Origin of the sequence: Flavobacterium sp. XGLA_31 (genome assembly GCF_051547105.1) — a bacterium.
In the GTDB taxonomy this organism is placed as follows: Bacteria; Bacteroidota; Bacteroidia; order Flavobacteriales; family Flavobacteriaceae; genus Flavobacterium.
Map to the genome: position 1 here is coordinate 100,540 of NZ_JBPTTM010000001.1, position 23,964 is coordinate 124,503.

18 protein-coding genes and 1 tRNA gene are annotated in these 23,964 nt (G+C 37.3%); 11 read left to right on the forward strand and 8 right to left on the reverse strand.

Annotated features, from left to right (window positions below):
- Nucleotides 1-16 precede the first annotated feature (16 nt).
- From lpxB to ACSVH6_RS00435, 3 genes are read left to right on the forward strand one after another with little or no spacing between them, the layout of a single operon-like run.
- Nucleotides 17-1,129: a lipid-A-disaccharide synthase gene (gene lpxB / locus ACSVH6_RS00425; protein WP_438074479.1), complete on the forward strand. Its 1,113-nt coding sequence runs from the start codon at nucleotides 17-19 to the stop codon at nucleotides 1,127-1,129.
- A gap of 45 nt (nucleotides 1,130-1,174) precedes the next feature.
- Nucleotides 1,175-1,840, forward strand: a complete 666-nt coding sequence (locus tag ACSVH6_RS00430) for a C40 family peptidase (protein WP_438074481.1) — start codon at nucleotides 1,175-1,177, stop codon at nucleotides 1,838-1,840.
- Nucleotides 1,841-1,878: 38 nt separating this feature from the next.
- Entirely contained in the window at nucleotides 1,879-3,906 is a 2,028-nt protein-coding gene (locus ACSVH6_RS00435; protein WP_438074483.1) for a ComEC/Rec2 family competence protein, read from the forward strand.
- Nucleotides 3,907-3,914: 8 nt separating this feature from the next.
- Here the strand turns inward: ACSVH6_RS00435 and ACSVH6_RS00440 are convergent, their stop codons facing one another.
- The 4 genes from ACSVH6_RS00440 to ACSVH6_RS00455 form a co-directional block, all read right to left on the reverse strand.
- Nucleotides 3,915-4,382, reverse strand: a complete 468-nt coding sequence (locus tag ACSVH6_RS00440; protein ID WP_438074485.1) for a thioredoxin family protein — start codon at nucleotides 4,380-4,382, stop codon at nucleotides 3,915-3,917.
- A 53-nt stretch (nucleotides 4,383-4,435) separates the two neighbouring features.
- On the reverse strand, nucleotides 4,436-5,935 hold the full coding sequence (locus ACSVH6_RS00445; protein WP_438074487.1) for a peptide MFS transporter: 1,500 nt from the start codon (nucleotides 5,933-5,935) through the stop codon (nucleotides 4,436-4,438).
- 76 nt (nucleotides 5,936-6,011) lie between these two features.
- On the reverse strand, nucleotides 6,012-7,535 hold the full coding sequence (locus ACSVH6_RS00450) for a peptide MFS transporter (RefSeq protein ID WP_438074489.1): 1,524 nt from the start codon (nucleotides 7,533-7,535) through the stop codon (nucleotides 6,012-6,014).
- A gap of 26 nt (nucleotides 7,536-7,561) precedes the next feature.
- Entirely contained in the window at nucleotides 7,562-9,730 is a 2,169-nt protein-coding gene (locus ACSVH6_RS00455) for a S9 family peptidase (protein WP_438074491.1), read from the reverse strand.
- 175 nt (nucleotides 9,731-9,905) lie between these two features.
- Between ACSVH6_RS00455 and ACSVH6_RS00460 the strand changes: the two genes are divergently transcribed.
- Nucleotides 9,906-10,925: a hypothetical protein gene (locus tag ACSVH6_RS00460; protein WP_438074493.1), complete on the forward strand. Its 1,020-nt coding sequence runs from the start codon at nucleotides 9,906-9,908 to the stop codon at nucleotides 10,923-10,925.
- Nucleotides 10,926-10,980: 55 nt separating this feature from the next.
- Here the strand turns inward: ACSVH6_RS00460 and ACSVH6_RS00465 are convergent.
- Nucleotides 10,981-11,053, reverse strand: a tRNA-Phe gene (locus ACSVH6_RS00465).
- Between the two features lie 100 nt (nucleotides 11,054-11,153).
- Here ACSVH6_RS00465 and ACSVH6_RS00470 point away from each other — a divergent pair.
- The 7 genes from ACSVH6_RS00470 to ACSVH6_RS00500 all read left to right on the forward strand — a co-directional run bounded on the left by ACSVH6_RS00470 (nucleotide 11,154) and on the right by ACSVH6_RS00500 (nucleotide 18,659).
- Nucleotides 11,154-11,882 carry a type III pantothenate kinase gene (locus ACSVH6_RS00470; RefSeq protein WP_438074495.1) on the forward strand — a complete coding sequence of 243 codons (729 nt, stop codon included), beginning with the start codon at nucleotides 11,154-11,156 and terminating at the stop codon, nucleotides 11,880-11,882.
- Entirely contained in the window at nucleotides 11,879-13,159 is a 1,281-nt protein-coding gene (locus tag ACSVH6_RS00475; RefSeq protein ID WP_438074497.1) for an outer membrane protein transport protein, read from the forward strand. Before ACSVH6_RS00470 ends, ACSVH6_RS00475 begins: the two co-directional genes overlap by 4 nt.
- A 13-nt stretch (nucleotides 13,160-13,172) precedes the next feature.
- Complete coding sequence (locus ACSVH6_RS00480; protein WP_438074499.1) at nucleotides 13,173-14,447, forward strand: tetratricopeptide repeat protein; 1,275 nt, start codon at nucleotides 13,173-13,175, stop codon at nucleotides 14,445-14,447.
- Nucleotides 14,447-14,998, forward strand: coding sequence for an LPS export ABC transporter periplasmic protein LptC (lptC, locus tag ACSVH6_RS00485; protein ID WP_438074501.1), 552 nt, complete (start codon nucleotides 14,447-14,449; stop codon nucleotides 14,996-14,998). Before ACSVH6_RS00480 ends, lptC begins: the two co-directional genes overlap by 1 nt.
- A 2-nt stretch (nucleotides 14,999-15,000) precedes the next feature.
- Entirely contained in the window at nucleotides 15,001-15,198 is a 198-nt protein-coding gene (locus tag ACSVH6_RS00490; RefSeq protein WP_438074503.1) for a hypothetical protein, read from the forward strand.
- A gap of 2 nt (nucleotides 15,199-15,200) precedes the next feature.
- Nucleotides 15,201-16,460, forward strand: a complete 1,260-nt coding sequence (locus tag ACSVH6_RS00495) for a hemolysin family protein (RefSeq protein WP_438074505.1) — start codon at nucleotides 15,201-15,203, stop codon at nucleotides 16,458-16,460.
- Between the two features lie 108 nt (nucleotides 16,461-16,568).
- Nucleotides 16,569-18,659 carry a peptidylprolyl isomerase gene (locus tag ACSVH6_RS00500; protein ID WP_438074507.1) on the forward strand — a complete coding sequence of 697 codons (2,091 nt, stop codon included), beginning with the start codon at nucleotides 16,569-16,571 and terminating at the stop codon, nucleotides 18,657-18,659.
- Between the two features lie 137 nt (nucleotides 18,660-18,796).
- On the opposite strand, the gene ACSVH6_RS00505 is transcribed toward ACSVH6_RS00500, so the two are convergent.
- The 3 genes from ACSVH6_RS00505 to ACSVH6_RS00515 are packed head-to-tail and all read right to left on the reverse strand — an operon-like array spanning nucleotide 18,797 to nucleotide 23,927.
- Complete coding sequence (locus ACSVH6_RS00505; RefSeq protein WP_438074509.1) at nucleotides 18,797-19,732, reverse strand: GYDIA family GHMP kinase; 936 nt, start codon at nucleotides 19,730-19,732, stop codon at nucleotides 18,797-18,799.
- 27 nt (nucleotides 19,733-19,759) lie between these two features.
- Nucleotides 19,760-21,085: a hydroxymethylglutaryl-CoA reductase, degradative gene (locus ACSVH6_RS00510; RefSeq protein WP_438074511.1), complete on the reverse strand. Its 1,326-nt coding sequence runs from the start codon at nucleotides 21,083-21,085 to the stop codon at nucleotides 19,760-19,762.
- 55 nt (nucleotides 21,086-21,140) lie between these two features.
- Nucleotides 21,141-23,927 (reverse strand): hypothetical protein, encoded by a 2,787-nt coding sequence (locus tag ACSVH6_RS00515; protein ID WP_438074513.1) that lies wholly within the window; start codon nucleotides 23,925-23,927, stop codon nucleotides 21,141-21,143.
- Nucleotides 23,928-23,964: the final 37 nt, after the last annotated feature.

Genomic DNA, 23,964 nt, shown 5'->3' on the forward strand with positions numbered 1-23,964 from the left:
TTTTAAACATACAAAAATGAAATATTACATCATAGCCGGTGAAGCATCGGGCGACTTACATGGTTCCAACTTAATGAAATCTCTTTACAAAGAAGATCCGTCCGCTGATATTCGATTTTGGGGAGGTGACTTAATGCAAAATGTAGGCGGCACTTTGGTAAAGCATTACAAAGAATTGGCTTTCATGGGCTTTGCCGAGGTGGTAATGAATTTGAAAACGATTCTTAACAACATAAAAATCTGCAAGCGCGACATTGAAAAATTCAAGCCTGATGTAATTATTTTCATTGATTATCCCGGATTCAATATGCGTATTGCCAAATGGGCCAAATTACACGGAATCAGAACCCATTATTATATCGCACCACAAATTTGGGCCTGGAAAGAAAATCGTATTCAAGCTGTAAAAAGAGATTTCGACAAGTTATTTGTCATTTTACCCTTTGAGAAATATTTTTTTGAAGTCAAACACCATTATCCGGTTGATTTTGTAGGGCATCCTTTGATTGACGCTATTCACAATCGAACAAAAACAGACGAAGCCACCTTCAGAAGAGAACATGATTTAGACGAAAAACCAATCATTGCTTTGTTGCCGGGAAGCCGAAAGCAGGAAATTGCCAAAATGTTAGGCGTAATGCTGAGTATCACAGAAGACTTTTCTGATTACCAATTTGTCATTGCCGGAGCTCCAAGTCAGGATTATCATTTTTATGAGCAATTCTTAAATGATAAAAATGTAAAATTTATTTCGAATAAAACCTATGATTTACTCAGCATAGCTACTGCAGCTCTGGTAACGTCAGGAACAGCTACTCTAGAAACGGCTTTATTTAAAGTACCTGAAGTGGTTTGCTATAAAGGAAGCTGGGCTTCGTATCAAATTGCGAAACGCATCATTACTTTAAAATATATTTCTCTGGTTAATTTGATAATGGATGAAGAAGTGGTCACCGAGCTGATTCAGGATAAATTCAATACAAAAAACCTGAAATCAGAGCTTACCAAACTTCTTGATTCTGGTTACAGAAGGCAATTGCTGGATAAATACAATCAATTAGAGAATAAGTTGGGCGGCATTGGCGCCAGTGACAAAACTGCTAAATTAATCTTAAAAGAGCTAAAATAGTTTGATTCTGAATTGATTTTTTTACCTTTGCCAAAATCATTTCTTTTGAAGAAACTCATTTTCATATCATTCATAATCACGCTATTTACCGCCTGTAAACCTGCAGCTACCATCATAACTTCTAAAGATGTAGCTGTTAAAAAAGGAATGTATAGTGAACCGGTGTACGTACCAAAACCTGTAGTTAAAACAGAAGAAAGCAAACCAAAAAAAGTAACTAAAGCTGTCGCTTTTGTTCCTAAAAAACAAACTCCTGAGCCTAAAAACTTACCAGGTATTAACAACCAAAATGACAATGATATTGTTATTGAAAATGAAGATGTAAGTTATTTGGTTGAACAATTGATAAACACGGCTTCTGATAATTTGGGTGTTAGCTACAGAGGTGGAGGCACAACAAAAGAGGGGTTTGATTGTTCGGGATTGATTTATTCCACTTTTAAAAAATTTGACATTACTTTACCTCGTTCTTCAAATGAAATGGCCGAAATCGGATCCAAAATAGATTTGAGTAACGCCAAAAAAGGAGATTTGATTTTCTTTATCAACCGAGGACAACACCACATCAATCACGTTGGTATGGTCGTAGAGGTTACCGGCGATGACGTTAAATTCATTCACTCTTCGACACAAAGCGGCGTAGTAGTTTCTTCAATGAATGAGCCTTACTACAAAAGAACTTTTGCACAAATCAACAGAGTTGTAGAATAATTTTCTTTCAAAAAAGATTTTTTACGTAAATTAGTTACATGAAAATCTTACAATTTCCATTATCGAAAATTTTTATCGGTTTCCTGTTTGGACTTAGTTTGTTCCAAATAGTTCAATTATCATGGGTGTGGATTATCCTGTGGATTATCATTTGCTTTTCCGGAATGGCTATTGCTCATTTTTTTTATCGCAACAAGCAATTTTGGAAAATCAGTTTTGGTTGTTTTGTTTATGCAATTTCATTACTTACAGGACTCCTCACCGCTACTTTCCATACAGACACCTTAATCCCAAATCATTACATTAATCAAATAACTGAAGATGAAGAAAGACACAAAATTCTTTTATTAATCAATGAAAAATTAAAAAGTTCCTCAAGAAATCAACGCTATGTATGCAAGGTAGTTCAATTTGATTCCCTGAAAAGCTTGGGAAAATTAATTCTTGCCGTCCCGAAAACCGGAAATCAAAATTATAAAATTGGCACACTACTTACTGCAAATGGCATTGTTTATAAAAACAAAAAGCCTTTCAATCCAAATTTATTTGATTATGGCAAGTATTTGGAAAATCAGGGGATTTATGCTCAAGTTTATGCTAAATCAAATCAAATAAAAGTTTCACGCTATGAGCCCGGTCTGTGGGCCAACTTCTCCAATTTCAGAGAAAAAATCATTGAAAATTTAAAACGTTCTGCTATCTCTAAAGACGAATTATATGTGCTGAATGCGCTTATCTTGGGACAGCAACAAGAGATTTCATCGGATATTTTAAAAGATTATCAATATGCCGGTGCGGTACATGTCCTTTCTGTTTCGGGTTTGCATGTCGGATTCATTCTGCTGTTTATTACCTTTTTGCTTAAGCCAATTGGTAATACGCGAAGAGGTTCATTCTTAAAACTGATTCTCATTATTAGCTCACTTTGGTCCTTTGCGTTATTAGCCGGATTATCTCCCTCGATCGTGCGTTCTGTAACTATGTTTTCATTTGTAGCCGTTGGAGTGCAACTTAGAAGAACGGTAAATATGTATCACACATTGATGGTTTCAATGCTTTTAATTCTATTGTTTAAACCTTCTTTTCTATTTGACGTTGGTTTTCAATTAAGTTATTTGGCTGTGTTTTTTATCCTATGGTTACAGCCCATTTTGACAAAATTATGGCGTCCTGAGAACAAAATCACACAATACTTTTGGGATATAATTACAGTCTCTTTTGCTGCTCAAATTGGGACTATGCCTTTAAGCATTTATTATTTTCATCAATTCCCCGGATTATTCTTTCTGACTAACCTGCTCATATTGCCTTTACTTGGAATCATCATGGCAGTTGGGGTTTTGGCTATATCAGTTGCTGTTTTTTCAACGGTTCCCATTTATATCATAGAACCATTGGCAATAATGATAAGCCTGCTTAACGGAATTATTCATTGGATTGCATCTTTAGACGAATTTGTTATTCGAAACATTTCATTTTCAAAGGAGATGCTATGGGGTTCTTATTTGGCAATCATACTGCTTATCATTTGGTTGAAAAAGCCTGACTTCAGCCGTTTATCTTTAGCATTTACATCGGTTATTCTTTTACAGATTATTTTTATTTTCCAAAAAAAAGAAACATTGAGCGAAACCGAGCTAATCATTTTTAACTGTAAAAAACAAACATTACTATCGGAAAGAATCGGTCAAAATGTAACGGTGTACTGCAATAACAGCACTGAGAAAAACTTGGACAACAACATACCGCTTCGTTCATATTTGGTAGGTAATTTTTGCAAAATTAAAGCCCGAAAATCATTGCCCGATTTAATGAGTTTCAAGCATAAAAAAATATTGATTATAGACAGTTCTTGCGTTTACATCAAATCTGTTAATCCTGATATACTCATAATCACCCAATCTCCAAAACTCAATTTAAGTCGGTTGTTAAAAATCATTAAACCCAAGGTAATCGTTGCTGATGGTTCCAACTTCAAAAGCTATTCTCGCATGTGGGAAACGACCTGCAGGAAAGAAAAAATCCCTTTCCATAACACTAATGAAAAGGGATTTTATAAGTTATAGAATCAAAATCAGGCTTTCTTTTTTCCAAGAATCTGATCAGCACCTGCTAACCAAGCACTTGGTCCACCTGCAACATATCCCGTACTTCCGATTTTTTCCAGATTGATTTTACCGTCTTTTTTGGTAGCATTCACAAACCAAACTGTAGGAAACCCTTGAATGGCAAAAGTTTGTTGTAATTCAGCATTTTGTTTCTGAATTTCCGGCAACTGTGGCGTTCTTCTAGGATAATCTAGCTCTACTAAAACCACATTGTCTTTAGCCCATTTGGCAAATTCAGGTGTTTTTAAAACTTCTTTTTGTAAACGCATACACCATCCGCACCAATCACTTCCGGTAAAAAACATCAACAACGGTTTTTTTGTCTTTTTTGAAATCTCCATGGCTTTATTCATATCGGTTTGCCAGGTCAATTCTTGTGCTTGTATCGTTAAACTTCCTAAAACAAGGAATAACGCTAATGCTATTTTTTTCATATTATAAAATTTTTTATCAAATATAACAAAAAAAGTGCCAAACCAAATGTCGGCTACTTTACTTCTTGCATCAATTTTCTAATTAACGGGGAAATTAGTATTAAAATCAATCCGGCGATCAAGGCATAAACAGCTAACTGATAATACCCTGCAGTATACCCATTTAACTTAGTCAAGGGCGCAGCATTTTCATCAGGCGATGACATTCCTGCCCCTAAAAGTCCGGCAGCATATTGACCGTATGCACTGGCTAAAAACCACATTCCCATCATCATCCCGGATAATCTTTTTGGGGATAATTTTGTCATAATAGACAACCCAATTGGTGACAGGCACAACTCTCCGAAGGTGATGACAAAATAAGCTAACGTAAATATATTTAACGATGTAAGCCCGTTCGCATCAGCAAAAAATTTGGTGTAGAAAAACACATAAAACGCAGCAGCTAAAAACAAAAAGCCTAATCCAAATTTAATTACCGTGTTGGGTTCGGCTTTCTTTTTCGCCATGGCTAACCACACCAATCCTAAAATAGGACTGAAGACAATAACAAATAAGGAATTGGCGGTATTATTTATAATATTCGGGTTGGAATCAAATCCTAATAAACTGTGATGCAAGTTATCTTTGGCAAATAAAGCCAATGAGCCTCCGCTTTGCTCAAAAAAAGCCCAAAAAATAACTGAAAACAAAATAAATACAAAAGCTGCAATTAATTTTCGTTGCGCTTTACTGTCTTTCTCGATATAAGTTTCATAAAAAAAATAAAGTACTGCCAAAGGGCCTATGGTATACATGAAATAATCGGTATAATCCGTATTTTTAATCATGATAAAAATTAAAGGAATACTGATTAGGGCACCAATATAAACCATTATTTCTTTGGTTGTTCTTTTCTTTACAGGCAACTCTAAAAGTGGTGAATCTCCAATGGGGCCTAAGGATTTTTTGGTAAACATAAAGGTAACCAGTCCGATGAACATGACTACGGCAGCTGATAGAAATGCATAACTCCAACCATACTCTTTACTGGTTCCGAAATACACACAAACCGCTCCACCAAGCAACGCTCCAATATTAATTCCCGAGTAAAACAATCCAAAACCGGCATCACGACGACTGTCACCATCTTTGTACAATTCGCCTACCATAGAAGAGATATTGGGTTTAAAGAAACCGGTTCCGATTATAGACAGGGTTATACCAAGATAGAACATATCCTGAGGCGAAAAGGCAATAAGTAAGTTACCCGTAATCATAATCACAGCACCAAAAAAGAGTGATTTTTTGAATCCTAAAACTTTATCTGCAAAAATGCCGCCTAAAAAAGTAAAGGCGTAAACAAAAGCTTGTATGGCCCCGTATTTCAAATTTGCCTCTTTATCGGACAGGGCCAAACCCAACAATTTATCGGCCATAAATATCGTAAGCACCCCGCGCATACCATAAAAGCAGAAACGTTCCCACATTTCCACTGTAAAAAGATACCATAACTGTTTAGGATACTTTCCTTCAAAATTCTGAATTTGTTCTAATGTCAATTTTTCACTCATCGATTTTACTTTAAAAAAACAAACCTACAAGCATTCTTGTAGGTTTGAAAGATATAAAATATTTTTTTCAAATGTATTATCTGTTTTCAACTTCTAAGTCAATACCTTCTACGTGGTCATTGTGCATTCTTTTTTCCAACCAAGAACTCAACACAAACAATATCGCAGAAGCAACTCCTGACATGATTATAAACAACACAAAAAACTCATATAAATTGGTGATTTGGAATCCTAAAAAATGGGTTGCTCCACCACTTCCGTCTTCTCCACCTGGGATTAAAGCACTCAAAGTACCTGCAAATTTATTGGCTGCAGCATTGGCCAAAAACCATGTTCCCATCATCAAGGAAGACAAACGCAAGGGAGCCAACTTAGACACCATAGACAGCCCTATCGGAGACAAACACAATTCTCCCATCGTATGAATTACATATAACGAAAACAACCACCACATAGAAACCTTATCTCCTACACCCAATCCTTTTACAGCAATGGCAATAACCACATAACCTAAAGCCACTAAGCCTAAACCTATAGCCATTTTCTTTGGTGATGAAGGCTCTAATTTACGGGCATATAAGAATCCCCAAATGATGGTGAAAATAGGAGCCAATGAAATTACCGCAAGCGGATTCACCGATTGAAACCAACTGGCAGGAATTTCAAATCCAAAAAGGTTTCTGTCTGTTTGTCTGTCTGCAAAAAGCGTTAATGAAGCACCGGCTTGTTCAAAAGCACCCCAAAAGAAAATCACAAAAAACGCCAGAATGAAGATTACCGTAATTCTTTGTGTTTCAATTTTGGTCAAGCTTTTATCACTGAAAATGATAATCGGCATAGCCACCATAGCACCATAAATGAAATAACTAATGATGTCGATATCGCTTTTGAACATTTGTTTGAAGTTCAACATAAAGAAGATAATAGCGATTGAACCAATAATCATTGCAATACTTTTGGTGTCTAATTTTTTTACCGGCAAACCAATGTGTTTTCCTTCTTCGGAAACAAGGAATTTCTTTTGACCAAATACAAAAGCGACTAACCCAAGTAACATTCCAACCCCTGCTGCCAAGAATCCCCATTTAAAATCCATTGATCCGCAAACCAAAGGCGAAAAGAATGCTCCCAAGTTGATTCCCATATAGAAAATGGTGAAAGCACTGTCAATTCTTCTGTCGTTAGCAGGATATAACTGTCCAACCATGGTAGAAATGTTCGGTTTAAAGAATCCGTTACCAATGATGATAGCTGTAAGCCCCATCCACATGATGGCTACACCTCCGTTGGCACCCACAGAAGCACTGAAGAACATACAAAACTGTCCGATGGCCATTAGCAATCCTCCAATAACGATACTTCTTCTGTTTCCTAAAAATTTATCACAAAGATAGCCCCCTAAAAGTGGCGTTAAATAAACCAATCCGGTATAACTTCCGTAAATTTCGGACGCATCGGCATCTTTCATCAACAATACTTTGGTCATAAACAGAATGAAGATGGCTCTCATTCCATAGTAACTGAATCGCTCCCACATCTCTGTAAAGAAGAGAAAGTATAATCCTTTTGGATGTCCAGTTTTCGCTTTAGTTTCACTCATAATTATAGTTTTAATTTATTTTGGTTTTATAGTTTTTCTTTGATAAAATTGGTCATTTTGTTAAATAACTGGATTCTGGTTTTGCCACCGTAAATGCCGTGGTTTTTATCCGGATAAATAGCCCAATCAAATTGTTTGTTGGCTTGCACCAAAGCTTCGATCATCTGCATACTGTTCTGCACATGCACATTGTCATCAGCGCTTCCGTGAATTAAAAGGAAATTTCCTTTTAGTTTTGACACAAAATTTATCGGCGAATTGTCATCGTATCCACTCGCATTTTCTTGTGGTGTCTGCAGATAACGCTCTGTATAAATACTGTCATAAAAACGCCAGTTGGTCACCGGTGCTACAGCAATTGCCATTTTAAACACATCGTCACCTTTCATAATACAATTACTTGACATGAAACCTCCGAATGACCAGCCAAATATACCAATTCTAGTTTTATCTACATACGAATAATTTCCGATGACTTTGGCGGCATCAATCTGGTCTTCTACTTCCAATTTTCCTAAATCTTTCTGAGTGCATTTTTTGAATGCCGCTCCTTTAAACCCAGTCCCTCTTCCATCTACACAAACTGTGATATACCCTTGTTGAGCCAACATCATGAACCACATATCATTAGTATCTAACCAGTCTTTGGCCACCTGTTGCGAACCCGGCCCTGAATACTGATACATGAAAACAGGATATTTTTTAGCCGCATCAAAATCTTTAGGTTTAATCATCCAGGCATTGAGCTTGTTGCCTTTTTCAGTAGTCAGTTCAAAGAATTCTTTATTGGGTAAATCGTATTTTTTTATTTTTTCCAACAACCCTTTATTATCCAGAATTGATTTTACTTCTTTGCCGTCTTTAGCATTATTTAAAGTATACGTAGGCGGTACGGTAGGGCTCGAGAAAGTATTTATAAAATATTGAAAGTTGGGACTAAACGTAGCATTATTGGTCCCTGATTGCTGCGATAGTTTCACTTTGTTTTTCCCGTCTAATCCTATTCGATATACATCTCTTACCGTGGATCCGTTCTCTACCGATTGGTAAAAAACTGTTTTATTTTTCTCGTCTAGACCGTAATAAGCTGTGACTTCCCAATTGCCTTTGGTAATTTGGTTTTTCAGTTTTCCGGTTTTGTCGTATAAATAAATATGGTTAAAGCCGTCTTGCTCAGATGTCCATATAAAACTGTTGTCCTTTAGAAAGGTCAAATTATCGGTGACATCAACATAAGCTTTATCCTTTTCGTTCATCACTATTTTGGCTGCACCCGTTGTTCCGTCAACAAATAATAAGTCCAAATTATCCTGATGGCGGTTGAGTACTTGTGCAGAAAGGACATTAGCATCATTGGTCCATTTCATTCGGGCAATGTAAAAATCACTATAATTACTCAGATTTATTTCTTTCGCCTTTTTGTCAATCACATCATAAACAAACAGAGAAACCAAAGCGTTCTTTTCACCCGCCTTAGGATATTTAAAAGTCTCTACCGTAGGGTACAAATCTTTCTTGTAAATATTCATGGAAAACTCAGGAACCTGACTTTCATCAAAACGGATGTAAGCAATTTTTTTACTGTCCGCACTCCAATCGAAAGCTCTTACGAAAGCAAATTCTTCTTCGTAAACCCAATCGGTAATACCGTAAATAATGCTATTCTTCTTGCCATCGGAAGTAACCTGAATGGTCTTCCCTGAGGCTATTTCGTAAATGAAAAGATTGTTTGCTTTTGCAAAACCAATTTTCAAACCATCCGGAGAAAAAGTGGGTTCTTGAACTTGCTCTAAAATTTTAGTAAGTTTTTTAGTTTCCAAATTGTACAGAAAATAATCGGCTGTAAAGGAATGTCGGTAGATTTGATTTGTATTGTTAGCGATTAACAATTGTTTTTCATCTCTGCTGAAAACAAAGCTGTCAATACCATCAGCCAACTCCGGAAAATTTTTAGTATCAATAAGGGTGTTCACTTTTTGAAGCGTCGCAAAATCATATAAATCGATTTGCATGCTGCGTGAGTTTCTGTCAAAATTTAAGACTGTATATTGGTTGGTGTTTTTCATGGCAAAAAGCTCATCCATAGATTCCGGGCGGAAAGCACCTGAATAAATTTCTTCAACACTTAATTTTTGTTGTGCTAAAGCAGAAAAGCACGTTGCTAAAAAAAAGACCAGTAATTGTTTCGACTTCATTTTCTGATTAATTATAAAAACCGTCAATTTTAGTGAAAATTTTACAATCCACCTCCTATTTTTATGTTAAATGCATTTTTTAGGTTTTTAAAAACCCGAAAAAAGAAAGTTGATGAAACTCTGTGATTTAATTAATTATTGTATAATTGTTTCTCATTTAAAACACTTTAAAAATATGGCAATACTAAATAGCAAAGAAATTGACATCCTGAACGTGTTTTTGATAGTAGTTTCTCTGGCGTTGGCGTTTAACCTGCCGTTTCAACTTTTCCTGTTTTCATATGCCTTTTTGGGACCCTTGCATTATCTGACGGAAATCAATTGGTTGAAGGAGAAAAATTATTTTCTGAAAGAAACCAAATGGATTGTCATTTTTATTTTTCTGGCTTTTTTGGTTACTGTGCCTTACTTTTTAAGAGCGAATTTACCGGGTAACTTGAACGAACAGCCATTGGTAAAAAACATCAGTACATTGCTGAACAAGTCCTCGGATGAAATTGTAATGTTTGCTGTGTTGTTGGCATTAGGACTGATTTACTTTAAAAACAAACTAAAACTGTTATTGTTTCTGGCTCCGTCAACCGTAGTAACTTATTTAGCCTTGCATTACTTTCCGGATTTTGCTCTGGCAATGGCGGTGTTTATTCCAACAATTATTCACGTCTATCTTTTTACGTTGTTGTTTATGATCTACGGCACCTTGAATTCCAAAAGCACTCCGGGCATTATCGCAATCGTGCTTGTAATATTGGTCCCTGTCATTATCATGTTGAGCAAAGTGAATTTGGCCGATTATATCCCCATAAGAGAAACTGTCGTCACCTCATTTAATGATAGTGGCTTTGGGATGTTGAATCTTGGAATTTCAAAATTTTTACTGCCGGCACAAGAAGAGAATTTTACATTACTATCCGTTATCGGAATTAAAACTCAAATCTTCATTGCCTTTGCTTATACCTACCATTACTTGAATTGGTTTTCTAAAACCTCTGTCATTGGTTGGAATAAAAATTTATCCAAAACCAAAGTCTATACTATTCTCATCATTTGGGCAGTGAGTGTAGCCTTGTATATTTATAGTTTCAAAATAGGTTTTATGGCGCTTTTATTATTGAGTTTAGTGCATGTGTTTTTAGAATTTCCTTTAAACATGACTTCTATCAAAGGAATTTTGCAAAAGATTGGCGCAAAATAAAAGACAAGAATAAAGAGCAAACAAAAAGCCCGAACGAATTGTTCGGGCTTTTTTGTGGTATCTCCAGGAATCGAACCAGGGACACATGGATTTTCAGTCCATTGCTCTACCAACTGAGCTAAGATACCTTGCTTTGTTGCGGGTGCAAATATAGAACGATTTTTAATTTATCCAAAACAAATAATAAAAAAAAACTATTCATACCTTAGCCTCTTTAAAACCGCCGCCATGCTTTTAGCCATCGATGTTGGAAATACCCGAATTAAAGCTGCTGTATTTGAAGACAATACACTCTTGGAAGTTATTATTTTTACCCAAGATTTTTTTTTGCCAAAAGTTGATTTTATTTTACAACAATACCCAAAAATTAACACTTTGGTCATTGCTTCGGTTGGAAATTTGAATCCAAATGACGTCAAAAGTTTCGAAAACAAAGTCAAAATAGAATTTATTACTCCCGAAAGCAAATTCCCGTTTCAGAATCGGTACGCCACGCCGAAAACGCTTGGCATTGACCGTATGGTTTTAGCTTCGGGTGCCGCATTGCAGTTTCCGCATCAAAATCGCTTGGTGATAGATGCAGGAACGTGCATTACCTATGATTTTGTGGACGAAAACAATCACTATTTGGGTGGCGCTATATCGCCCGGCATCCGCTTGCGTTACGAAAGCTTGCACCAATTCACTGCCAAATTACCGTTATTGAACCAAAGTTATCCCAAAAACTTTATAGGAAATTCTACGGATGAATCTATTCATTCCGGGGTTATTATCGGACTGCTGCATGAAATCGAAGGGTTTGTGAAACAGTATAGTGACCAATACGCTAAATTTATCATAATTTTAACGGGTGGCGATGCAGATTTTTTGGCTAAACGATTAAAAAATACCATATTTGCCAATTCAAATTTTCTGTTGGAAAGTTTGAACCAAACATTTCAATACAATCAAAAATGATTAAAAAAATTATAGTAAGCTTATGTTTACTTGTTTCATTGTCCGCCTTAGCTCAAGAAGGGACCTCTTCCCCTTATTCTTTTTACGGAATTGGTGATATTAAATTTAAAGGAACAGTAGAAAACCGTTCTATGGGTGGGCTTTCTGTTTTTCCTGACAGTATTCATATCAACCTTCAGAATCCGGCACAATTTGCCAGTTTAAAACGCACCAATCTTTCGGTCGGAGCTTCTTATCTCAATACAAAAGCAAAAACAGAGTCCGATTATGACAAGTCTCGAAGAACGGCTCTGGATTATTTGGCTTTTGGAATTCCTGTCGGAAAGTTGGGCATCGGTTTTGGACTTATTCCTTATTCCTCTGTTGGATATAAGATACAAAAAGTAACCGTTATACCACATTCCAACAACGACACCACCCGTATCAATAATGTCTACAGGGGGATTGGCGGCGTAAACAGAGTATTTTTAGGCTTTGGTTACAAGGTCACCAAAAAAATCAACGTTGGGGCTGACATTCAATACAATTTCGGAACCGTAGAAACAACCGGTCTGCGTTCTGAATCGTTGAATTATGATGTCATTCAGCTAAGCACAAAAGAATTAAACACTTCCGAATTGCACGGCTTTAATATTGATTTGGGCATCAGCTACCAAACCAAGTTGAACAAAAAACTGTCTTACTTCGGAAGCATTGCTTACACCCCGGAGTCAAAATTATTTTCCAACAACACTCGAAATATTGAAACCGTTCAACAATTCACTTCCGGGTCAACTGTATACGACAATCAGTCCATAGATGTAGCAGACACCACTATCAAACTGCCTTCTAAACTTGCTTTGGGATCCGGTTTTGGAGATGTGAAACGTTGGTTATTGGGAGCAGAAGTAACCTTGATCAATTACAGCGTAATGTCTAATCGTTTTTCAGACATTGACGGGGGCTCATCATTTAAAAACGGAGTGCGATACAGTCTTGGGGGTTACTACACTCCTAACCTGACTTCTTATTCCAACTATTTTAAGAGAATAACCTATCGTGCCGGAATTCGTTATGAAAATACCGGCTTAGTAATTCAAAATAAATCCATCAACGACTTTGCCGGAAATATTGGAGTGGGTTTGCCTCTAAGAGGAAGTATCTCCAACATGAACATTGGATTGGAAGTAGGCAGAAGAGGGACAAAGTATTATAATTTAGTTGAAGAAAATTATGTAAATTTAAGTATCGGTTTATCATTAAGTGATGAATGGTTCGTGAAACGTAAATACGACTAAAAAAAGTAAAGCTATGAAAACGATTTTTTCTATTGTTGGTGTGCTGTTCTTTATGAACATCAATGCACAAAAGTTTGATTGTTCTTCAAAAATAAAGGAATACAAAGACTTTTTTCAGGCCAAAAAGATGGACCAAGCATATGACAGCTGGAATGAAGTCCGATTGAATTGCCCGAAAGAAGATGAAAAAATCTACCCGGACGGTATTGCTATTCTGGAATACAAAACAGACAATGCTACCGACACTATAGCCAAAGAAAAACTGGTTCGTGAAACTATGAGGATTTATGATCAGTATAATAAAAACTTCCCGTTAGCTATACCGGATTTTGAAGTGCAAAAAGCCATGCTATTGCAAAAACGTAGAATTAAAGCTCCTGCAGAAATTTATGCTTTACTGGAAAGCGGTTTCGCAAAAGCTTCTGCATCAGTAACAGACGCAACTGCTATTTACACATATTACAGCCTTTGTTATGACAAATACAAAGCAGACAACACCAAATTTCCGGTCGAAGTGCTTTTAGACAAATACCTTCAACTCAACAGCCAGCTCGACAAATTAAGCAGCACCAAACCCGAAAAGAGTGTTGAATACAAAACCGCGCAAAGAGGTATGCGTGCCCTGACAAAGGATTTGAGCACTTGTGAAACACTTTCAAAATATTACGAACTCCGTTTTGAAACCAACAAAGACAATGCAGAATGGCTGAACGCCGCACTGTCAAATTTCACGTTGAAATGCGGTGGCATGCCTATTTACAACTTATTGGCCGAAACCAATTATAAACTAAAAGCCACTTCAAAATCGGCTTATTATTTGGCCAATGCTTGTTTGAAACAACGTAAATTCCCGGAAGCCATTCAATACTTCACCGAAGCCGAAGCTCTTGAAACAAATCCGGCGGAAAAAGCATTGTTAGACTATTCACTGGCAACCGGTTTACTAAGCAATGACAAACCTAAGTCGAAAGCACTATTACTTAAAGCCATTTCCTTAGATCCAAAACTCGGAAGAGCCTACTTGTTCTTGGGAGAAATGTACGGCAATGCAGCGGAAGAATGCGGCACAACTGACATTCAGAAAAAAACCGTCTACTATCTCGCCATGGAAACCCTGAAAAAAGCAATTACAGCAGAACCAAGGCTAAAACCCACAGTAGACAAGATGAACAGCGAGTACGAGAGCAAATCTTGGTCAGCGGCTGATATCAGCAAAGCAAAACTCAACGGAAAATCGGTAAAAATTGATTGCTGGATTAATGAAACCGTTATGTTTCCTGAAAAATAATGGGTTCATTTTCAAAAAATAACATTCCTTTATTGTTGGCAATTCCCTTTTGCTGCCTGATTATTGCCTGCGAAAGCAATTTTCGCGAAGTGCAGAAAATGGGCGTTTCTGAATTTGCTCCCAGTGGCGATGCGGATTCCATCAATTTAAAATACACGGATTCCGGACGAATAACAGCCAATTTAATAAGCCCGAAAATGCTGGATTATGCCACGGTAGAATTCCCTTTTACCGAATTTCCAAATGGCATTCACCTCACGCTATATGACAAAAACGGCAAACAAACCTTTATAGTAGCCAACTATGCCATATCGCACAAGGCAACCAATCTCATTGACTTACAAGGCAATGTGGTTATTTCCAATCAAAGTGGTGACAGGCTCGAAACCGATCAGCTGTATTACGACCAGAAAAACGAATGGTTTTTTACCGAAAAAAAGTTTAAATTTACTTCAGCCAAAGGAACTTCTTATGGTGAAGGTATAGACTTCAGTAAAGATTTCAAAAAAATAAACTCCAAAAAAATATCCGGAGAAGTCCAATCAGAATAACTATGAACTATTTAAAATTTACACAATACGCCTACTTACTGGCAGCCATCCTTGTAGCAATAGAAAGTTACAATCAATATCAGGCCGGCGATATGAACAAAGCCATCATCATGGGTATTTTCACTCTTGTTGGTGTCTTTATGTTTTTCTTCCGAAGAAATTTTGCCAAAAAATTTGAAGAACGCAATAAAAAGCCGTAAACATGGAAATTGGAATAATCATTTTATGTTTAATCCTTTCCGCCTTTTTTTCCGGTATGGAAATCGCTTTTGTTTCTTCCAACAAAATCTATCTGGAAATTGAAAAAAAACAAGACGATTTTATTTCCAAAATCCTAACGAAACTTACCCAAAAACCTTCCAAATTCATAGCGACCATGCTCGTCGGAAACAATGTTTCTATGGTAATCTATGGTTTCTTTATGGGAGATGTATTGATGCGTTGCTTTGTATCTTTTGGATTGCACTTTACTGACTTAACGAATTTACTGTTACAAACCACTCTTTCCACTCTGATTGTATTGATGACTTCAGAGTTTTTACCTAAGGTGTTTTTTCAGATTTACGCCAACAGTTTTATCAAGTTTTTTGCGCTACCTGCCTACTTTTTCTATCGCTTATTCTACTACATTTCCTCATTTATGATTTGGATTTCTGATTTTATCCTCAAGAAATTTTTCAAAACCGAGGGTGACCAAATCAACCTTTCGTTCAGCAAAAGTGAACTGGGCAATTACATTTCGGAACAAATGAACTCAGTAGAAGACCATGAAAATGTAGACTCTGAAATCCAGATTTTTCAAAATGCTTTAGAATTCTCAGGCGTAAAAGCACGCGATATCATGACACCCCGAACTGAGCTGGTCGCTGTAGATCTGCACAGTTCTATTGTGGATTTACGGGAACTTTTTATTGAAACCGGTTACTCCAAAATATTAGTCTACTTTAATTCACTCGATGATATTGTAGGTTACGTCCATTCGTTTGAATTATTTAAAAAACCCCGAAGCATCAAATCGGTGATGATTCCGGTAGAATTTGTTCCAGAAACCATCTTCATCAAAGAGGTGATGAACCTATTAACCAAAAAAAGAAAAAGTGTGGCAGTTGTACTTGATGAATACGGCGGCACCTCAGGTATCGTAACCATGGAAGACATTGTAGAGGAACTCTTTGGGGAAATTGAAGATGAGCATGACTCTGACGAAACCCTTACAGAACAACTGCTGGAAGACAACAGTTATTTGTTTTCGACCCGACTGGATGTTGAATACCTCAACGAAACCTATAAACTTAATATTCCCGAGAGTGATTCGTATGGCACCTTGGGTGGATTTATAGTGGATTTCTCTAAAGAGATTCCGCAAAAAGGGGAACAAATTACCATCGGAAACTACCAATTTGTCATCGAAGAAGCTTCAAACAAAAAGATTGAATTGGTCAAAATGACCCTAATTGATTAATTTCTTAAAAAAAATAAAAAATTAATTGAAATTATAACTGGGTGAGTATTATTATTTCACAGATAATTGTATTTTCGCAAACTGAATAAAAATTTAACATAAATAAAAATGGCAGTTTTATCAAAAATTAGAAAACGTTCCGGTTTACTTTTACTGGCGATAGGTTTTGCATTATTGGCTTTTGTCGTGCAGGATTTGTTTACCAAAGGTTTTAAAAGTTTATCCAAAGATGTAGGAAGCGTTAACGGGAAAGATATTTCGTTTGAAGACTTTAGAGTAAAAGTGGCTAATGTTGAAAAAAACAGTCAAGGTCAAGGAATGACTTCTATGCAAGCTTCTAATCAAGTTTGGAATCAGGAAGTAAACATTGCTTTGCTTTCGGCTGAGTTCGATAAATTAGGTATCCGTGTGGGAGAAAAACACATCGTTGAAGTTTTGAAATCAGATCCAAACATAGGTCAAAACCCAATGTTTTTGAATGCTGCTGGGAAATTTGACTTGGCTAAATTCAAAGACTATTTCAAATCAAATCCTGAAGGTCTTCAAATGTTGAAAGACAAAGAGAAAGACGCAGAATTAAATGCAAAATACCAAATCTATACCTCTTTGGTAAAAGGGGCAATGTACACTACAGAAACGGAAGGCAAATTAAAATATGAAGCCGAAACGAATAAAGTGAATTTTGATTTTGTATCGGTTCCATACTCTTCTGTAAAAGACAGTGACGTAAAAATAAGCGATGATGAAATCGTTGCTTACATGAAAACCAAAGAGAAAAAATTCAAATCAGAAGAATCACGTGAATTGGATTATGTTTTGGTTGAAGAAAAACCATCAGCCGCTGACGAAGCTGAAATCAAAAACAAAGTGAACGCTTTATTGACTTCACATGTAGAATTTAAAGATGGTAAAAACGATACTATACCGGCATTCCAATCAGTTACTGACAATGCAGAATTTGTAAACTTAAACTCTGATGTTCCTTTTGATTCCACTTACGTAAGCAAACAAGATTTACCTGCTGAACACGCTGATGCCTTATTCAACTTACCGGCAGGTCAAGTTTACGGACCTTACATGAAAGGAAATTTCTACTGTTTATCAAAAGCCTTAGGCAGAAAAGCAGGAGCAAAAGCCAAAGCCAGTCACATCTTAATCAGCTGGGAAGGAACAAGAGTTCCTAACAAAAAAGAGAAAAGAACTAAAGAGCAAGCTAAAGCTAAAGCAGAAGGTTTATTAGCTCAAGCAAAAGCAAATCCTGGAATGTTCCCGGTATTGGCAATGACTAACTCTGATGATTCATCGGCTCAACAAGGTGGTGATTTAGGATTCTTTGCTCCGGGTCAAATGGTAAAACCGTTTAATGATTTTGTTTTCAATAACCCTATCGGAACTATCGGTTTGGTAGAAACAGAATTTGGTTACCACATCATTAATGTGACTGACAAGCAAGATGCAGTTAAATTAGCTACTATCGCTCAAAAAATTCAGCCTTCTGAAGCTACTAATGACAAAATCTATGAGCAGGCTACTAAATTCGAAATGGAAGCGGCTCAAGGTGACTTCGCTGCTTTAGCGAAAAAAATGAATTTAAACGTGAACCCTTCGGTACGTGTTAAAGCAATTGACGAAAGTTTCGGTAACGTTAGCAACCAAAGACAAATTGTAAAATGGGCGTTTGACAGCAGCACCAGCATTGGTGATGTAAAACGTTTTGAAGTAGTCAACGTAGGTCATGTGATTGCTAAATTGAAAAAAATCACACCAAAAGGCTTGATGGCTGTTGAAGAAGCAAGACCACAAGTGGAATTGATTTTGAAAAACAAAAAGAAAGCTGAGAAAATCAGAGCAAAAATGACAGGAACTTCTTTGGCTACTATTGCAGCTGCTAACAAAGTTACCGTTATGAATGCAGTAGATGTTACTTTGGATAATCCGGCTTTAGCTGGAGCAGGCTACGAACCAAAAGTAGTTGGTACTGCCTTCTCATCAAAAGCAGGTCAGCTTTCTAAAACCATTGATGGAAACTCAGGCGTATTTGTAATTGTAACTAAATCAGTTACCAAAGCTCCTGCCCTTCCAAAACACACAGATTACATTACTAAAGTACAACAACAAGTAGTAAATTATGCAGGAAGAGTAATGCCGGCGTTGAAAAACGATGCTGATATTGAAGACAACCGCGCTGATTTTTACTAAGAAATCGTACTCATATTCTATAAAAAATCCTGAAGATGCTTCAGGATTTTTTTATGCTTTAAATTCAAAATAAACATTACACAGACCAAGCTTTTCTAATCGTACTTTACTTTGAATTACGAATAAATAAAACGTATTTATTGCGACAGTATCATCTCCTGATAAGAAATTACAACCGGAAAACCTTTTGATTTGAAATAAGCCGTAGGATCATCTTTGGCAATACTCAACACAAAATCACCACCCCAGGCACCTAAACTTTTTATTGTCCCGTTGAAATCGGGAAACAATATCTCTTTGATGGTCGCCAACTCCAAAACGTTACTCATCTCAATTTCGTGTTGTTGGAGAGCCAATGCAAAAGGCCCGGGCCCTGTAGCACTAACAACGGCTTGCGTCAGTTTATTAATAGTCGCTATGCTTTGATCATGATGTCCTCTTTTACCGTAAAAAGAAGCAATAGCAGCTTTACTGTTCTGTTTTTTATTTAGATATACAAAAAAGATTTTATTAGTAAAGTCAGGATGAAAATGAACCTCTTCCGCCACAGGCTTACCATCTATCAACTGATAGAGAATACCTGATTTTTTTTGTGCACATGCAATATCATAACCACTGCCTCCAAAACTGTTTTTCAGGAGTTCATAGGCATCTATTTGCAACCACTGAGCAATATTATTAATTAAGGTAGAAGAAGTCCCTAAACCCCATGATTTCGGAAAAGTTAATTCGGTAGTGATTTTGTAACCATGAGACTCCTTGATAAAATGAGGAGAAACCAAATAGGCCTCATGCAAAATCTCGATTAATGTATTTCTGATGCTCTTCTCTTCAACAAAGCGCTCCTTTTGAATGATCGAGTCAAACGAAATGTAATCTTCAAACCAAATGCTGCCATCACTGTCGTAACTGGTCCAATGCAAGAGTTGCCCGGTTCCTTCTTCGACTTTCAGGTTCTGACCAAACTTGGTTGGCAAGGCAAAAGCCAAGGCTCCCTCCAACACTAAATATTCACCGGTGATGAGCAGTTTGCCGTTGCTGTAAAAAGTTTGTCTTGTTTCGTTTTGCTCCATACTATCGGCTCAATGCTTCGCTAAAAGTTACTTTCTTAATTTTTCAATGAGTTCCACTACCGAGGCGTGCGATACGGTATGTTTTTCAAAATAGGCTGCTATGGTTTTACGCTCATCAGCAGTTGCCTGGTATTGATTGAGTATATTATTCAGATGCATTTTCATATGACCTTCCTGAATTCCGGTAGTGGTCAATGACCTCAAGGCGGCAAAGTTCTGTGCCAATCCGGTAGCGGCAACAACCTGCATCAACTCACTTGCTGAAGGTTTTCCTAAAATTTCCAATGCCATTTTCACCAGCGGATGTAAGGAAGTCAAACCACCTACAGTTCCTAAAGCCAACGGAATTTCCACCCAAAAGGTAAAGATTCCGTTTTCAATTTGAGCATGCGACAAACTGCTGTAACGGCCACAGCGCGAGGCATAGGCATGTACTCCTGCTTCTACCGCCCGGAAATCATTCCCCGTAGCCAATACTACTGCATCCACCCCATTCATGATTCCTTTGTTATGTGTTACAGCTCGAAACGGTTCTATCTCAGCTATCCGAACCGCTTGTACCAGTTTTTCGGCAAACTCCTGTGGATTTTCTATTTTCTTTTCAGCCAATTCTTCCACTTTACAGGAAACTTCGGCCCGAACGATACAATTCGGAACATAATTAGAAAGGATACTCATCACCACAGTAAGGTCTTTTTCTGCAGAAGAAAAATCAGCATAATGCAGAGCTGCCTCTTTCAGCGATTTGGCTAATTGCTCCAAACAGGAGTTGATAAAATTAGCTCCCATACTGTCTTTGGTTTCAAAGGTAGCATGCAGTTGGTAATAGTGTGGTAATTCTGCTGTTTTATCTCTCAATTCCAAGGAAAGAATCCCACCGCCACGCTTTTGCATGTTTTTGGTGATGTTCTCAGTCGCAGCCAATAAAGCATCTTTTGTTTTATCGAAAAACGATTGTAATTGAGCTGTAGTTCCTTTGAATAAAAAATGCACCTGACCAATCTTTTCGGTGTTGAGTACCATGGTTTTAAAACCACCGCGAGTGCTCCAAAATTTAGCAGCTTTAGCAGCAGCAGCCACCACCGAACTTTCTTCAATGACCATCGGAACTGAATAATAACGACCATTAATCAGGAAATTAGGTGCTATGCCCAAAGGAAGGTAGAAATTGGTAATGGTATTTTCTATGAACTCATCGTGCAGTTGCTGCAACTTGGCATCGCTATTCCAATATTGTTTTATTGTAGCAACCGCTTTCGTTGGTTGAGCAAAATATTCATTGGCAATCCAATTGATTTTTTCTTCTTTGGACAATTTGGAAAAACCCGACACTGCATTAGTATTCATAGACATGGTAAAAGTTTATGCCACAAAGATAGTGGATAGCAAGTAGATTTTAAAAAGAATCCTAGGGTTTTGGTTCCGTGGATAAAGGTGGTGGTGTTTCTCCCTGATACTCGGTTTCTTTTAAATCTTCCGTTTGTTTTCCTAAACGAACCTTAGGATTTTCCTGAGTTCCGGTTACTTTTATCGGAATACCAATGATGCCAAAAGGAGGTAAACCCAATCGCATCTTGATATTCAGTTTTCCGTCAAAACTGGTTTGCCCTTCAATACGCGGACGGAAGCCTGCCACCTTGAATTTGAAACGTTCAATAGTAATAATATTATTTTTAATAGTCGTTTTAATATCTACTTGAGACAAATCAGGGTTTCTCATAGCTTCTCTGCCGGTTTTACTACTTACGGCTCCAAAGAGCTTGAACCCTTTCATCTTTACTTCCTTAACCGAAAGAGTTCCCCCACCAGCCAAGGAAGGATAGACAGGCTGCAAATTACCATCTAATATCCCGGCTACTTTATAATCAAGAGAAATAATCCCCTCTGCGCTTTCAGCAGCGGTAGCCATTTCACGGAAGAGTCGCACTTCATTATAAGCCCTTTTTACATCAAAGTCTTTGGCCAATACTTTAAAATCAAAGAATGCTTTTTGGGGAGACAGGCTGCCATAAACCACATCCATATTGACGTTACAGCCTATCAAATCAAATCCGGAATTTTTAAGTTCTAACCTACCCTTACTGAGGCTCATTTGCCCTTTCAATCGGTCTAATTGCAGCTCCTGAAAATTGACTTTAGCAGCAGTCGCAACGAACTGCAAATCCAAATTGGGAGGAATCACCACGACTCCTTCTGAAGCAGAAGACTTTGACGGGGCATTTTTTGATGAATCATTTGTAGCAATTGGTGTTGCAGCAGTATTGGTCATAAACTCATCCACATTGATATAGCCCGAATGCAAGGTAAAATTGCCTTTAAGTATAGCTTTATCGGTCAATACAAAGTCGATTACATTTTGTAAATACCCATTCATGTTGAAATCAGATTGGCCATACGCCGCATTGAAATCATCAAAATGCATTTTGTCCTGATTAAAGATAAAAGTCCCGTCTTTAATCAAAAATGGCTTCGGCAAATACTCAGAAGTGGTTTTTATGTTGCGAATCACCAAGGTGCCTTTGTTTTGCAGTTTTTTATACTGTCCGTTCACCACATTGTCTTTCGTTCCTTTGAATGCCAGATCGGCTTTGACATAGCCTTGTACTTCTAACCCTTTTCGGGAAAAGACTTTGTATATTCTGCCCAAATCCAATTCGCCTTTGGCTTTAATATCATAGTTGATATTGTCAAAATTCTGCAATCGGGCGTTCACATAAATGGGTTTGCCTTCAAACACGAAGGAAGCAGGCGTGATATTGACTTGCAAATCCTGCAGCGAACCCTTTTGGTCCAAAACTGTGGCCAACACATTAATATTTTGAATCGGATGCGGATAATAAACCGTTTTAACCAAACCATTTTTAAAGGAAAGGGTTCCATGTGTCACTGGAATTTTGTTCTGCTTTTTGTCGTATACCCCGTTGGAGTTTAGATCCACATGTAGCATCCCCCGCAAGTCCATATTTTCCAGTCCCAAGGCCCGATCCATTTTGGCCAAATCCATTTTAGCATTGATGCGGGCGGCTATTTTGGGTTGGGTTAAACCTTCGGTTTTAATAATAGCTTTGAAATAATCTTTATCCACATTAAAGAAAATGGAATCGATGTTTACCTTGAGCTTTTCGGTATCCAACGAAGGCAGTCTAGTATCAAAATTCAGATAGATGTTTGATGCCGGAAAAGGCGCTTTTTTATAGGCTATAAATCCGTCTCTGATTTTCATGTTGAATGCCAAATCGGGCTTTTGGTTCAGGGAGGCAATGTATTTTCCTTTGAGTGTCAACAGTAAATCGGTGCTGCCTTGTACTTTAGACTTTTCAAGCCAAGTCACATAGTGAGGCGGCAACGCGGTAAAGAAATCGTTGAGTTTGCTGTCTTCGGATTTGATGTTAAAATCCATGTCGTAGCCATTGCTCAGGAAATCAAATTTTCCTTTGAACTCTACGGGGAGTTTATTAATTTTTAGATTGTTCTGTTCAAAGATAAACGCTAGGGAATTGGTATTGATTTTGGTAATCAAATCGGCGTTGACTTTTTTGTTTTTGAGGTATTGTTCTCCTCCGTAATTCAAGTCAAACGATTCGATTCTGGCTTCGGTATACAAATCGAAAATTGCTTTATTCAAATCACCGTTTCCTTCATAATTAAATCCTTTGGCATCGATTAAAATTTTGGTTGATTTATCGTCATACACCAGATGGCTGTCTTCAATGGCAATTTTTTCCAAGCGCAGGGAAGTATTGCTTGTGGTATCTTTTTCGGTCTCCTTCTCTTCCGAATTATAAACATTATAATTGGCTTCCCCGTTGGCATTGACTTTAACATTCATCAAAGCATTGGAAACATATATCTCGTCTATCGTCACTTTCTTGTCAAAAATCAGGGTTTTGATATTAATACCGAAAGCTATTTCGTGAGCCGAAACCAGCGTTTCTTTGGCATAAGGAGCAGAACCTTTTAAAGAGAAATCCGTCAGTGTCAGTGTTAAAGAAGGAAAATGATTGAAGAAAGACAGGTTGGCTTCTTTAAAGTTGAGCTCCCCGTTCAGTTTTTTATTGGCAAAAGCCTTTACCTCTTCTGCAATTTTTCCGGGAAAAAGCACAGGTATCAAAAACAGGACTAAAAGAATGGTCCCAACGGTAACTCCGGTAATCTTTAAAATCCTGAAGATTATTGATTTTGAAGGCTTTTTCATAGGACAAAAATACTACTCATAAAAAGAGTACAAAAGA